At 70.8% G+C, this 12,295-nt stretch carries 13 protein-coding genes and 1 tRNA gene; 6 read left to right on the forward strand and 8 right to left on the reverse strand.

All coding sequences use genetic code 11. The features are described 5' to 3' along the window. The first annotated feature begins 29 nt into the window (after positions 1-29). Positions 30-677, forward strand: a complete 648-nt coding sequence (locus tag E1292_RS29215; protein ID WP_220447105.1) for a TetR/AcrR family transcriptional regulator — start codon at positions 30-32, stop codon at positions 675-677. On the opposite strand, the gene E1292_RS29220 is transcribed toward E1292_RS29215, so the two are convergent. Together E1292_RS29220 and E1292_RS29225 are read right to left on the reverse strand one after the other, a co-directional pair. Continuing rightward, positions 664-1,290, reverse strand: coding sequence for a VOC family protein (locus E1292_RS29220; protein WP_220447106.1), 627 nt, complete (start codon positions 1,288-1,290; stop codon positions 664-666). The genes E1292_RS29215 and E1292_RS29220 overlap by 14 nt on opposite strands. 36 nt (positions 1,291-1,326) lie before the next feature. After that, on the reverse strand, positions 1,327-1,920 hold the full coding sequence (locus E1292_RS29225) for a GNAT family N-acetyltransferase (RefSeq protein ID WP_132598670.1): 594 nt from the start codon (positions 1,918-1,920) through the stop codon (positions 1,327-1,329). A gap of 106 nt (positions 1,921-2,026) precedes the next feature. Between E1292_RS29225 and E1292_RS29230 the strand changes: the two genes are divergently transcribed. The 3 genes from E1292_RS29230 to E1292_RS29240 are packed head-to-tail and all read left to right on the forward strand — an operon-like array spanning position 2,027 to position 5,477. Further along, positions 2,027-3,229, forward strand: a complete 1,203-nt coding sequence (locus E1292_RS29230; RefSeq protein WP_132598672.1) for an acyl-CoA dehydrogenase family protein — start codon at positions 2,027-2,029, stop codon at positions 3,227-3,229. Beyond that, positions 3,226-4,389 (forward strand): acyl-CoA dehydrogenase family protein, encoded by a 1,164-nt coding sequence (locus E1292_RS29235; RefSeq protein ID WP_132598696.1) that lies wholly within the window; start codon positions 3,226-3,228, stop codon positions 4,387-4,389. The genes E1292_RS29230 and E1292_RS29235 overlap by 4 nt, the downstream gene beginning before the upstream one ends. After that, positions 4,386-5,477: an acyl-CoA dehydrogenase family protein gene (locus E1292_RS29240; protein WP_246090417.1), complete on the forward strand. Its 1,092-nt coding sequence runs from the start codon at positions 4,386-4,388 to the stop codon at positions 5,475-5,477. The genes E1292_RS29235 and E1292_RS29240 overlap by 4 nt, the downstream gene beginning before the upstream one ends. Here E1292_RS29240 and E1292_RS29245 read toward each other — a convergent pair. Next, positions 5,448-6,068, reverse strand: coding sequence for a TetR/AcrR family transcriptional regulator (locus E1292_RS29245; protein ID WP_132598674.1), 621 nt, complete (start codon positions 6,066-6,068; stop codon positions 5,448-5,450). The two genes, E1292_RS29240 and E1292_RS29245, sit on opposite strands and share 30 nt — an antisense overlap. 174 nt (positions 6,069-6,242) lie before the next feature. Here E1292_RS29245 and E1292_RS29250 point away from each other — a divergent pair, with 174 nt between their 5' ends. Next, on the forward strand, positions 6,243-6,989 hold the full coding sequence (locus tag E1292_RS29250) for a nuclease-related domain-containing protein (RefSeq protein WP_246090419.1): 747 nt from the start codon (positions 6,243-6,245) through the stop codon (positions 6,987-6,989). 3 nt (positions 6,990-6,992) lie between these two features. Here E1292_RS29250 and E1292_RS29255 read toward each other — a convergent pair whose 3' ends face one another. Next, positions 6,993-8,366, reverse strand: coding sequence for a vWA domain-containing protein (locus E1292_RS29255; RefSeq protein WP_132598678.1), 1,374 nt, complete (start codon positions 8,364-8,366; stop codon positions 6,993-6,995). Further along, positions 8,359-9,198: an AAA family ATPase gene (locus E1292_RS29260; protein ID WP_132598680.1), complete on the reverse strand. Its 840-nt coding sequence runs from the start codon at positions 9,196-9,198 to the stop codon at positions 8,359-8,361. Before E1292_RS29260 ends, E1292_RS29255 begins: the two co-directional genes overlap by 8 nt. Positions 9,199-9,298: 100 nt before the next feature. On the opposite strand from E1292_RS29260, the gene E1292_RS29265 reads away from it, so the two are divergent. Next, a tRNA-Lys gene (locus tag E1292_RS29265) sits at positions 9,299-9,372 on the forward strand. A 174-nt stretch (positions 9,373-9,546) separates the two neighbouring features. On the opposite strand, the gene E1292_RS29270 is transcribed toward E1292_RS29265, so the two are convergent. From E1292_RS29270 to E1292_RS29280, 3 genes are all read right to left on the reverse strand, one after another. Next, the gene (locus E1292_RS29270; protein WP_165974793.1) at positions 9,547-10,671 is read right to left on the reverse strand and encodes a serine hydrolase domain-containing protein; all 1,125 of its coding nucleotides are present in this window, start codon (positions 10,669-10,671) and stop codon (positions 9,547-9,549) included. Between the two features lie 255 nt (positions 10,672-10,926). After that, on the reverse strand, positions 10,927-11,448 hold the full coding sequence (locus tag E1292_RS29275; protein WP_132598684.1) for a phospholipase: 522 nt from the start codon (positions 11,446-11,448) through the stop codon (positions 10,927-10,929). Between the two features lie 162 nt (positions 11,449-11,610). Then, entirely contained in the window at positions 11,611-12,075 is a 465-nt protein-coding gene (locus tag E1292_RS29280; protein ID WP_132598686.1) for a hypothetical protein, read from the reverse strand. Positions 12,076-12,295 lie beyond the last annotated feature (220 nt).

Genomic DNA, 12,295 nt, shown 5'->3' on the forward strand with positions numbered 1-12,295 from the left:
GTAGTCCGGTGGTTGTAGGATCGGGTCCCGTGAAACGCTCAGAGCTGGTCGCGGACACGGCCATCACGCTGCTGGCCGAGCGCGGCATGCGCGGCCTCACCCACCGGGCCGTCGACGAGGCGGCCGGGCTGCCGCCGGGGTCGACGTCCAACCTCGCCCGCACGCGTGCCGCCCTGCTGGAGCTGACCCTGTCCCGGCTCACCGAGCTGGAGATGCGGGCGCTCGGCCCGGCCTACACGAGCACCCAGGCCGGCGCCCAGGCCGGCGCCCAGGCGGGCACCAAGGCGGGCGCTCAGGTCGGCACCCAGGCAGGCGATCAGGTGGACTCCCAGGCGAGCATGGTGGACCGGGTGGCCGAGGGGCTGCACATCCAGATCAACGACCGCAGGCGCACGCTGGCCCGCTACGAGCTGGCCCTGGAGGCGACGCGGCGGCCGGAGCTGCGCGAGATCTACGACGCGGCGGGCAGCCGCTTCCGCGACCCGGCGGTGGCGCTGCTGGCCGCCCAGGGCTCCCGCGATCCGGTCCGGCACGCCCGCCAGCTCGTGGCCTTCAGCGAGGGGCTCATGTTCGACGCGATCGTGGGGGCGGGCGGCACGCCCACCTTCGAAGAGCTCCGGCAGGCCGTCGAGGACTTCCTGGCCGGCATGCTCCGCCGACCGTCTAGGGGCCCGTGAGGGTCACGAGGCCGTAGCCGCCGGACAGAACGGCCGTCAGGACGGGGTGGGCCTGCTCGTCGACGTCGAGCCGGGCGCCGACGGCGGCCAGCGCCGCGCGCACGGCCGGGGCGTCATGGTGGCCGCCCGCCAGCGACACCAGCTCGACCGCGGGCAGCCCCTGCCCGGCCGGATGCGGGGTGTCGCCCCACTCGATGAGGAACGGCACCAGGCCGTCGTGCCCGGCCCGCTCCGGCGGTGTGAGCCGCCAGCTGAGCAGGTCGCCGGAAGGGGTGCGCCGCGACATGTCCAGCGGGTCACCGGGGTCGTACCCGCGGGCCCGCGCCCTGGCCGTGACCGCGTCGATGTCCTCGACGGCCACCGCCCAGCCGACCAGCGCCGCCGCTTCCAGCTCGTCGATGCCGAACGGCCGCGGCGCGGCCGGGGCCTCCTGACCGGGGTCGGGTCCGATGATCTCCAGGTAGCTCGTGCCGCCCAGGCCGAGCAGCCGGTTGTGCGTCCCGAACCCGGGGTGCCGCCCGCCGGCCGCGGGGCGTACGCCGAGCAGCCGTTCCAGCTCGGCGGCGGTGGACTCCAGGTCAGGGGTGGCGTACACGAGGTGATCGAGGCTCATGGGTGCAATTGTGCGTGACGGCAGGTAACCGGCCGGTCAGGCGCCGCCTTCCCGTGGCGTGCTCAGGCGAGCCCGGTGGTGCGGCCATTCGTCGTCGAGGATGCCGAAGCAGACCGTGTCGCGCCAGGTGCCGTCGGGCCTCCTGCGGTGGCGGCGCAGCGTGCCCTCGTGCACGCCGCCGATGCGCCTGATGGCGTTCTGCGACCGCTCGTTGCGCACGTCGGTCTTCAGCAGGACCCGGTTGTAGCCGAGCGCGAAGGCGTGGTCGATGAGCAGGAGCTTGCACGCGGTGTTCACGGCCGTACGCCAGACGGCGCGGCCGTACCACGTCCAGCCGATCTCGACGCTCTCGTCGAAGCCCGGCACGTCGCCGTAGGTGGTCCAGCCCACCGCGCGTCCGCTCTCCCGGCGCACGACCGCCAGCGGGACGTGCCGGTCGTCGTCGATCAGGTTGCGGGCCACCTTCGCGAGCTCCGCCTCGGTGCGCGGCGTGCCGGCGGGCAACCAGCGCCAGACCTCGTCGTCCCCGCCGGCGGCGGCGAACAGGTCGGGCACGTGCCCCATGGCCAGCGGCTCCAGCCGGACGACGGCGTTCTCGAGCACCACGGGCTCGGGCAGCTTGGAGGTCATGGCGGCAACCCTACGGACGGTCGGGCGGTCAGGGTGATGGCCACCTGTGCCTTTTTACGGGGGACCACTGTCGACACTCATACCGGCCGGTCGGTAGGCTCGCGGCATGGACTTCGCTTACGACACCGTCACCGAGGACCTGCGCGAGCGACTGCTGCGCTTCATGGACGAATGCGTCTATCCCGCCGAGCCCGCTTTCGAGGAGCAGGCGGCGACCAGCGGCTGGAGCTCCCCACCGCTGATGGCCGACCTCAAGGACGAGGCCAGGAAGCGCGGCCTGTGGAACCTGTTCCTGCCCGGCGAGCACGGCGCCGGGCTGACCAACCTCCAGTACGCGCCCCTGGCGGAGATCATGGGCCGGAGTCCCACGCTCGCCCCGACCGCCACCAACTGCGCCGCGCCCGACACCGGCAACATGGAAGTGCTCTCCATGTTCGGCAGCGAATGGCAGCGCAAGGAGTGGCTGCAGCCGCTGCTCGACGGCGAGATCCGCTCGGCGTTCGCGATGACGGAGCCCGACGTGGCCTCCTCCGACGCCACGAACATCGCCACCTCGATCGTCCGTGACGGCGGCGAGTACGTCATCAACGGCCGCAAGTGGTTCATCTCGGGGGCGATGAACCCCAACTGCAAGATCTTCATCGTCATGGGCAAGACGAACCCCGACGCGCCCAAACACCGCCGGCAGAGCATGATCCTCGTGCCCCGCGACACCCCCGGGGTGCACATCAAGCGGGGCATGCACGTGTTCGGCTACACCGACGCCGACCACGGCGGGCACGCCGAGATCGTGTTCGAGGACGTCCGCGTCCCGGCGGAGAACCTGATCGGCGAGGAGGGCGGCGGCTTCGCCATCGCCCAGGCCCGGCTCGGCCCCGGCCGCATCCACCACTGCATGCGCCTGATCGGCATGGCCGAGCGCGCCGTCGAGCTGATGTGCAGACGGGCGCTGGCCAGGAGCACGTTCGGCAAGCCCGTCGCCCAGCAGGGCGTCGTACAGGACTGGATCGCCGAGTCGCGCATCAGGATCGAGCAGCTGCGCCTGCTCGTGCTCAAGACGGCCTGGCTCATGGACACGGTCGGCAACCAGGGCGCCCACACCGAGATCCAGGCCATCAAGATCTCCACCCCGATCACCGTGGAGTGGATCCTGGACAAGGCCGTCCAGGTGCACGGCGCGGGCGGCGTCTCCCAGGACTTCCCGCTGGCCGCGCTCTGGGCGGGCGCGCGCTCGCTGCGTCTGGCGGACGGCCCCGACGAGGTCCACAAGAGGTCACTGGCCTATCGCGAGCTGAAGAGGTGGATGTGAACGAGGCGGAGATCAAGGAGCGCGTGGCCGCGTTCCTCGGCGAGCACGACCCGAGCGGCGACCGGCTGGAGTTCCTGAGGGCCAGGTTCGACGCCGGGCTGGCCTGGGTGTGGTTCCCCGAAGGGCAGGGCGGGCTGGGGGCGCCTCGGGAGCTCCAGCAGGTCGTGGAACGGGAGCTGGCGCACACCCCGCAGATCAACGGCGGCATCCAGGGCATCGGCCTGGGGATGGCGGCGCCGACGATCCTGGCGTTCGGTACGGACGAGCAGAAGCGGCGCTTCCTGCGGCCGCTGTGGACGGGGGAGGAGATCTGGTGCCAGCTCTTCAGCGAGCCCGGCGCCGGGTCCGACCTGGCCACGCTGGCGACCCGGGCGGTCAGGGACGGTGACGAGTGGGTGATCGACGGCCAGAAGGTGTGGACGTCCGGCGCCCACCACTCCCGCTGGGCCATCCTCGTCACCCGTACCGACCCTGACGTGCCGAAGCACCGCGGCATGACGTACTTCATCTGCGACATGCACGCGCCGGGCGTCGAGGTGCGGCCGCTGCGGCAGATCACCGGCGAGGCCGAGTTCAACGAGGTGTTCCTGACCGGCGTCCGGCTCCCCGACGAGCTGCGGCTCGGCGCGGTCGGCGACGGCTGGCGGGTCGCGCAGACCACGCTGATGAACGAGCGCGTCGCCATCGGCGGCGCGCCCGCGCGGCGCGGCGGCGGCATGGTGGCCTCCGTGCTCGACGCCTGGCGCGAGCGCCCCGAGCTGCGCAGCCACGACCTGCACCAGCGGTTGTTGTCGCTCTGGGTGGAGGCCGAGGTGACCCGGCTGTCGGGAGCGCGGCTGCGCGAGCAGCTCGCCGCGGGACAGCCCGGGCCTGAGGGCTCGGGCATGAAGTTGTCGTTCGCCAAGCTCAACCAGGCGCTGACCGGGTTCGACGTCGAGTTCCGGCGCGATCTCGGCTACGACGACTGGACGTTCCGGCGTTCCGAGAACGTCGACTTCTACGGCCGCGGCCCCGGCTACCGCTATCTGCGGGCCAAGGGCAACTCGATCGAGGGCGGCACCTCCGAGATCCTGCGCAACATCGTCTCGGAGCGGGTGCTCGGCCTGCCCTCCGAACCCCGCATCGACAAGGACGTGCCCTGGAAGGACCTGCCGCGATGACACGCGACCAGATGACGCTGCTGTACACGGACGTCGAGGAGGAGCTGCGGGCCGCCGTACGGGGGTTGCTCGCCGACCGGTGCCCGCCCGCCGCGGTGCTCGCGCGCGTCGAGTCCGAGCCCTACGACCTGGACCTGTGGAAGACGCTTGCCGGGGAGATCGGCGTGGCCGGGCTGCTCATCCCCGAGGAGCTGGGAGGCGCGGGCGCGTCGGCCAGCGAGGCGGCCGTCGTGCTGGAGGAGCTGGGCAGGGGAGTGGCGCCGGTGCCGTTCCTCACCAGCGCGGTGCTGGCCACGCGGGCGCTGCTCCCGACCCGTGACGCCCTGCTCGGCGAGCTGGCCGAGGGCAGGCGGACGGCCGCGCTGGCGGTGCCGTTCGCCGCGTCCCCCTACCGGCCGGAGCGGGGCGCGTCGCTGAGCGTGGACGGCGCGGGCCGGGTGTCCGGCAGCGTCACCGGCGTGGCCGGGGCGGACGTGGCGGACGTGCTGCTGGCGCCCGTGGACGGCGACCTGTACGCGGTGGAGGGAGCCGTGGCCGGGGGAAGCGCGGTCGAGGCGGGCGCGGTCGAGGTCGTGCCCTCGCTCGACCTGACGAGGCCGGTCGCCATCGTGACGTTCGACCGGGCGAGCGCCCGCCGGGTGGGGTCGTGTGACCTGTCCGAGGTGCTGCGGTTCGGGGCGGGGCTGCTGGCGTCGGAGCAGCTCGGCGTGGCCGAGTGGTGCCTGGACACGACGCTCGCCTACGTCAAGGAGCGCCACCAGTTCGCCCGGCCGGTCGGCTCGTTCCAGGCGATCAAGCACCGGCTGGCGGACCTGTGGCTGGACGTGGTCAGGGCCAGGGCCGCCGCGAGGAGCGCCGCCGGGGACTCCTCGGCCGTCACCGTGGCCGTGGCCCAGTCGTGGAACTCCGCCGTGGCGGTGCACGCGGCGGAGGAGGCCGTGCAGTTGCACGGCGGGATCGGGATGACCTGGGAGCACCCCGTCCACCTGTTCCTCAAGCGCGCCAAGGCGAGCGAGATCGCGCTCGGGACGCCGGGCGACCACCGGGAGGCGCTGGCCTCACTGGTCGACGTCCCCGGCCCCGAGTGAGGTGAGCAGCAGGTCGGCGAAGTGCTTGCCCACCTGGGCCCCGGTCAGCGGGCCGTCCGCGTGGAACCAGGTGCCCAGGTGGTGCACGGAGCCGAAGAAGTAGTCGACGACCAGCTCGGCGGGGACCCGGTCGCTGAAGACGCCCGTGCGCTGCCCCTCCGCGACGAGGTCGCGGAACCGCTCGTGGTAGCGGCGGCGCTCGGCGCGTACGGTCTTGCGCGTCTCGGGGGCGAGCAGGTGCATCGACCGGAAGAAGATCTTGGAGTCGTCGAGGTTGGCGGTCGTGGTCTCGACGACGTCGGCCGCGGCCCGGTGCAGGCGCTGCTTCAGCGTGCCGGGGCCGTCGGCGATCCGCGCCAGCCGGTCCGTCTGCATGCGGAGCACCCGGCCGTAGATCTCGTGCAGCAGGTCGTCCTTGGAGTCGAAGTAGTGATACATCGCACCCTTGGTGACGCCGGCCGCCACCACGATCTCCTGCACGGAGGTGCCTTCGAAGCCTCGATCGGCGAACAGCCTGGTCGCCTCGGCGAGGATCCGCTGCCTGACCGGTTCTTCTTTCACATGGTCCCCCTTGGTCACCCGCCATAGCATACCGACTGGTCGGTTGAGCTCATTGGGTGGTCTTGCAGGTACTAATTCCGTCACCTTAGGCTCGCCTTGGTTGGGAGCGGGTATCTCTTGACCGGCGAGGGATCTTCGGCGTGGCAGATCCTGCAAGACATCTACTCATTCGGGGAGTTTGCCGTGCCAGGTGGCTCTATCTACGTGAAGCAGGACGAAAAGTACACAGGCTCATCCCCGCAATGGTGGTACGAGAAGTTCTGGCGCGAGGACGCCCAGAACCGGCGCAGGTCCCGGTACGTCAAGGCCGGGGTGGGGTTGGTGCTCGGCGTCGCGCTGGCGCTCAGGTTCGACCTCACCGCCTTCTCACCACTGTTCGGCCTGCTCCTGGCCGGCCTCGTGGCCGGGGGAGACTGGTTTCTCGACTGGCGCTCCTTCCACGCCACCGCGGTCTGGCGCGGAGCACGGCGAGGCGAGGCGATCACCAGCAGGCACCTGCGCCGGTCGCTCCGCCGCCGGGGCTACAACGTCCTCGACGGTCGTGCCATCCGCGGGAAGGCCTCCATCGACCACCTGGTGATCGGTCCGGGAGGCGTCTGGGTCGTCGACAACGAGTCGTGGAGTCCCGACACCGAGATCGCCTGCTACGCGGGGCGGCTCTTCTTCGGCGAGAAATACGGCTCCAAGACGGCCAAGCCGCTGGTGGAGGCCGCCGAGGCGTTCGCCGAGCTGCTCAACCGCGAGACAGGCATCGCGGTGACCATCACGCCCCTGCTCGCCGTCCACTGCGGGCTGATGCCCAAGGGCGGCATGGTGCACGCGGAAGGGCTCACGCTGCTCAAACCCCGCCTGGCCGGCAGGCTGATCAGGTCGGCCGAGGGCGGCGTGCTCACCGATGAGCAGATCGAGGTGCTCACCCGCACGGCGGCCAGGGAGCTCCAGCGCGTCTGACGGTCAGGCCAGCGTCTCGACGAACGCGGTGAGCTGGGCGACGTTGCGGCACTCGTGCATCGGCACGACCTGTCCGTAGTCGCTCGCGAGGGAGTCGCCCGTGTCCCACTGCCGCCGCGGCTCCGGGTTGAGCCAGTAGGCGTGGCGCGCGCGGGACACGAGTGACGCCAGCACGTCCAGGGCCGGCGGCTGGTAGTTGGAGCGGGCGTCGCCGAGGATCAGCAGCGAGGTCTTCGGGCCGATCGCGTCGCCGTACCGCTCGGCGAAGCGCTCCAGCGCGTGCCCGTAGTCGGTGCGGCCGAAGCGCACCATGTCGGCCTCGTCCGCCAGCTTGGCCATGGCCTCGACGACGTCGGCGCCGGGGGCGAAGAAGCGGGTGATCTCGTCCACCGTGTCCACGAAGCCGAACGCCCGCACCTTGGCGAACTGCTCCCTGAGCGCGTACGTGAGCAGCAGCGTGAAGTGCGCGAACGACGAGACCGAGTCGCTGGTGTCGCAGAGGATGACCAGCTCCGGCCTGTGCGGGCGCGGGGGCTTGACGTGGACGGCCAGCGGCACGCCGCCGCTCTGCAGGGAGGCCCGCATCGTCCTGCGGAAGTCGAGCCGGCCGCGCCTGCCCTTCCTGTGCTTGATCGTCAGGCGCGCGGCCAGGCGCCGGGCCAGCGGGTGCACCTCCCGGCGCAGCCTGGCCAGGTCGGCCCTCGTGATGCGCAGGAAGTCGATCTGGTCCAGCGGCGGGCGTACGGCGGAGCGGGCGATGCGCTCGATGCCGGAGTCCTCGGCTATCCTGCGGCGCACGTCGGTGGCCACCGCTTCCTCGAAGCGCCGCAGGCCGGCGCCGACCCGCTGCCGCAGGGTCTTCTCGGCCAGGCCGCCGCGCTCGCCGTCCCGAAGTTCGGCGCGGAGGATGCCGGCCATCAGCGTCTCGGGGGACAGGGCGCGCATGACGCTGTAGGAAAACCAGTTCTGCCGCCCGGGACCGGACTCCTGGCGGCCGAACCGCCCCACCATGGCCTGGGCGAACGCGCGCAGCTCCGGGTCGGCGCCGCCGGCCAGCAGCCCGGCCAGGTGCTCGCGGAGTTCGGGGAGCGTAGCCGTGTCCGGGTCCGCCGCGCTGCCGGTCCGCGCGGCCCTCAGCCCGGTCGTCGACGCCGGGAACCACAGGTCGAACAGCACGTCGAACCCCGGCCGGTAGGCGGGTTTCTTGACCAGCGTGGCCGCGTACGCGGCGCGCAGCGACTCGCGGTCGCCCAGCTCGATCGCCCGCAGGGCGTTGGCCGCGTCCAGCCCCTCCGCCACCGAGACCGGCACCCCGGCCTCGCGCAGCGCGTGCACGAAGCCCACGTGCCGGTCGACCAGCGACTCGCGGTCAGGCATCCGGCAGCCCCAGCTCCTTGATCGCTCTGGTCTGGTCGGAGGCGTGCTTGAGCACCACGCCCAGCGTGCCGGTGACCGTGGCCTCGTCCAGCTCCGCCCGCCCGAGGGCCAGCAGCGTGTTGGCCCAGTCGACGGTCTCGGCCACCGACGGCGCCTTCTTCAGCTCCAGCGCCCTGAGCGTGGCGACCGTCCGGGCCAGTTGCTCGGCGAGTCCGGCCCGCAGGCCGGGGACCTGGGCGAGCACGATGTCCCGCTCCCGCTCGGGGGTGGGGTATTCGATGTGCAGGTAGAGGCAGCGCCGCTTGAGCGCCTCCGACAGGTCGCGGGTCGCGTTGGAGGTCAACACCACGTACGGCCGCCGCGTCGCGGCGATGGTGCCCAGCTCGGGGATCGTCACCTGGAAGTCGGAGAGCAGCTCCAGCAGCAGCCCCTCGACCTCGACGTCCGCCTTGTCGGTCTCGTCGATGAGCAGCACGGTGGGTTCCGGGGACCTGATCGCCTTGAGCAGGGGCCGCTCCAGCAGGAACTCCTCGGTGAAGATGTCGTCGTCGGCGCTGGTCGCCTGGATCCTGAGCAGCTGCTTCTTGTAGTTCCACTCGTAGAGCGCCCTGGCCTCGTCGAGGCCCTCGTAGCACTGGAGCCTGATCAGCCCGGCGCCCGTGGCCTGCGCCACCGCCTTGGCCAGCTGCGTCTTGCCCACCCCTGCGGGTCCTTCGACCAGCAGCGGTTTGCCCAGCGCCGCGGCCAGGAACACCGACGTGGAGATGGCGTCGTCGGAGAGGTAGTCCACGGCGGCGAGCCGCTCCGTCACGTCGGCGGGCGAGTCGAACATCGATGCTCCTGTCTCAAGGCCGAACTTTATTCTAGCGGCTCGGGCCCGGCTGATACCGATTCGACCAGGATGCGGATCACCGGTATATTCCTCTGTGCCAGCGCCGCTAGCTCAGTTGGTCAGAGCAGCTGACTCTTAATCAGCGGGTCCGGGGTTCGAGTCCCTGGCGGCGCACCGCATAGAAACCTCAGCTCGCCGTGTTGAGCTGAGGTTTCTTGATGTTCGAGCGGTGGGAGTGCGTGTTCCCGCGGAGCGCGATGGCAGAGAGCACAGCCGCCGGTGCGTGCTCACGGATGTGAGGACGGCCGCGGCCTGGGCGGGCCGCGGCCGGGGCATGGGCGGCCGGCGCTACTTCTCAGGGCAGAGAATCGCCTCCGCCGCCTTCCTGATCAGCGGCTCGACGGCGGAGTCGCTGTGGGCGGTGGCCAGCGTGGCCGACACGACGAACTGCACACCGGTGCTCTTCGAGCCGAAGGTCTGCGCCTTGAAACTGGGCGCGCTACCCGCCACCACCCCATATTCGCCGCCGCACGCACCCTTGCCGGAGGGCTGCTCCGAGGGCGGCGGGGCCGGTCGGCCGGCGTTCAGCGCGTCCTTCTCCTCCTCCGTCAGCAAGTCGCCGGCGAGCGCACGGTGGAAGGCGCTCAGATCGTCCGTGGTGGAGATCACGCCGCCGGCCGCGTAGCCGTAGCTCATGTTGAAGCGGTCGACATCGACCAGCTTGCCGTCCTCGTCGGGATAGTAGCTGTGGCCGTGCGGGCCCTTGATGCCGCCGGGGAACTTGACCGGCAGGTAGCTGTCGTTCATGTCCAGGGGGTCGAAGATGCGCTTGTCGAACTCGGCTGCGACCGAGTGCTTCGTGAGCTTTTCGATGATCAGCCCGAGGAGGTAGTAGTTGGTGTTGGAGTAGGAGAACTTCTCTCCGGGTTCCTGCTTCCGCTCCACGGTGCGGGACCTTCTCACCAGCTCCATGGGCGGGAGGTAGGTGGTGAAGTCCAGGTAGTCGATCAGCTCGGGGGTGAACCAGTTGGGGATGCCGGAGGTGTGGTGGATCATCTGCTCGACGGTGATCTCGTCGGCCCGCTCCACCAGGTCCTTCTCCGCCACCTCGGGCAGCAGGTCGCTGAGCTTGTCATCCAGGGAGAGCTTGTCCTCGGTGACCAGCTTCATGATGATGACCTGGGTCATCACCTTGGTCTGGGATCCGGCTCGGAAGCGGGCGCCCGCCGGTATCTTGCCGCCTCCGTCCAGCAGGCGGGTGCCGGCCGACCCCTTGCCGACCTTCTTCCCGTCGACGTAGACGGCGCCGATCGCGCCCAGAACTTCGGGGCTCGCGGCCAGTTCGGCGAGCGCCTTCTGCACGTCCCCGAACCGGGGCCGGTCCGCACCGGCCGCGTCGGCGGGCGCCGTGACGCTCAGCGTCAGCGCCCCGCAGGCCAGAGCTGCCAGACCGGCCTTTTTCACACGGTTCACCAGAAGGGTCCTTTCCACCTCGGGGATGCCGGGACGACACGCGTCATGCATAGAGGTGTCGTGCTCCGGCCCATGGCGCCATGTTTAGCTCTGAGGTGGTTTCCTGCTCGTTTCCGCCCGGACGCGGCTTCACCGCCGTCGCCTACCGGAAGCCGGGTGACAGCGCGTTGTTTGAGCCGCACTCGCCACCGGCCGGTTCGCCCCAGCGCCGAGGGGACGCGGCCGCGTCCCCGCCCCCTCGTGCGTTCGGGACGGCTACCGCTGGGCGGACCGTTCGGCCTGCCGCTTGACCTCCCGGATCTGCTCGTCGCTGACGACCAGGTCGCCGAACTCCTTGACCGCCTGGTAATAGGTCCAGGCGAGCCCGTCGCAGGTGGACTTCGACACTCCCGAGTAGCCGGCGCACACCCGGCGCATATCGAAGTAGAAAGCGTCGTCTATGCGTGGCTTGTTGGCCGGGAATTGGTTGACGTCCTTGTAATTGCGGTAGCCGAAGTCGTGCCGTCTGCACGACATGCGGAAATCGAAGCCGAGCGGCTGGTCGGGGCTGCTCGAGCAGAGGTCGGTCGACCAGTCGAAGGCGTAGTCGGCCCAGTCCGACTGGTTCTCCCACGCGTTGCGCCACGTGCCGGCGCTCGTGGTGGTGGGCTGGGTGAACGAGGAGAGAGCGGCGAGTTTCTGCTCCAGGGTCACCGCGTGCGCAGGCAGCGCGAATCCGAATAAGGTGAACAAGAGGACGACGGCAGGGGCGATGACGGTGCTTGATCGTTTGATCATGAAACCTGCTCCAAATGCCCGGGGAGATGGCAGGGTTCGCCTGATGTCCTTACGATGACGCGCGTTTCCGGGAAAAGCCGAAGCAGATCTTGCCTAATTTTCCGGCCAGGCTTCGCACACCCTTGATCTTTACAGCGGGCCGATTCTCTGTCAGCTGTGGAGTCAGCGGGTGGTGCGGCGGGCCAGCAGCAGGCGCGCCGACCAGCCGGCGGCCCACAGCAGGAGCAGGGCCACCAGCGCGCCGCCCAGCATGATCGTCAGCCCGGCGCCGATGTTGGCCCCGACCGTGCCCGCGGTCACCACCCGCCAGCCGGCTCCGGCGATGGCGCCCGCGACCAGCACCGGGATCAGCGCCGCCCACCACCGCCGGTCGAACCGGCGCCGCCGCGACGCCCGCACCAGCAGCACCGTCGTCACGCCCGTCACGAGCAGCGCTGCGACGCCGACGGCGCGCTCGGCCCACGGGCCGATGGCGGGCGGGCTGATCACGTGGTCGAGGGCCGTGCCGGGCGGCACGCTCGCGCTCAGGTCACCCACCAGCCACCAGACGGCCACCGGAACGGCCAGCGCGCAGCCCGCGGCGGCGGCGAGAAGGCTTCTTCCCGAGGGCGATGCCGTGTCTGCCATAGGACCAGTCTTACGTCATGAGAGCGGCACGCGCCCGGCTTTGACGTTCACGCGACCCGGGTCAGATCGTCGAGACGCACCTGCCCGTGCAGCGGCCGGCCGGCGACGAACCGCTCGACCTCGCCGGCCGCGTACTCCCCGAGCAGGCGGAGCTCGCTGCCGCGGGCGCCGCTGACGTGCGGGGTCACCCAGACGCCTGGCGCGGCCAGCAGGGGGTGGG

It is taken from the genome of Nonomuraea deserti (assembly GCF_004348685.1).
Classification (GTDB): domain Bacteria; phylum Actinomycetota; class Actinomycetes; order Streptosporangiales; family Streptosporangiaceae; genus Nonomuraea; species Nonomuraea deserti.

Coding starts and splice junctions, on each gene's coding strand:
- E1292_RS29230 (WP_132598672.1), top strand. CDS start 2,027: ATGGACTTCGCTTACGACACCGTCACCGAGGACCTGCGCGAGCGACTG.
- E1292_RS29260 (WP_132598680.1), bottom strand. CDS start 9,198: ATGTTCGACTCGCCCGCCGACGTGACGGAGCGGCTCGCCGCCGTGGAC.
- E1292_RS29240 (WP_246090417.1), top strand. CDS start 4,386: ATGACACGCGACCAGATGACGCTGCTGTACACGGACGTCGAGGAGGAG.
- E1292_RS29255 (WP_132598678.1), bottom strand. CDS start 8,366: ATGCCTGACCGCGAGTCGCTGGTCGACCGGCACGTGGGCTTCGTGCAC.
- E1292_RS29280 (WP_132598686.1), bottom strand. CDS start 12,075: ATGGCAGACACGGCATCGCCCTCGGGAAGAAGCCTTCTCGCCGCCGCC.
- E1292_RS29225 (WP_132598670.1), bottom strand. CDS start 1,920: ATGACCTCCAAGCTGCCCGAGCCCGTGGTGCTCGAGAACGCCGTCGTC.
- E1292_RS29220 (WP_220447106.1), bottom strand. CDS start 1,290: ATGAGCCTCGATCACCTCGTGTACGCCACCCCTGACCTGGAGTCCACC.
- E1292_RS29245 (WP_132598674.1), bottom strand. CDS start 6,068: ATGCTATGGCGGGTGACCAAGGGGGACCATGTGAAAGAAGAACCGGTC.
- E1292_RS29275 (WP_132598684.1), bottom strand. CDS start 11,448: ATGATCAAACGATCAAGCACCGTCATCGCCCCTGCCGTCGTCCTCTTG.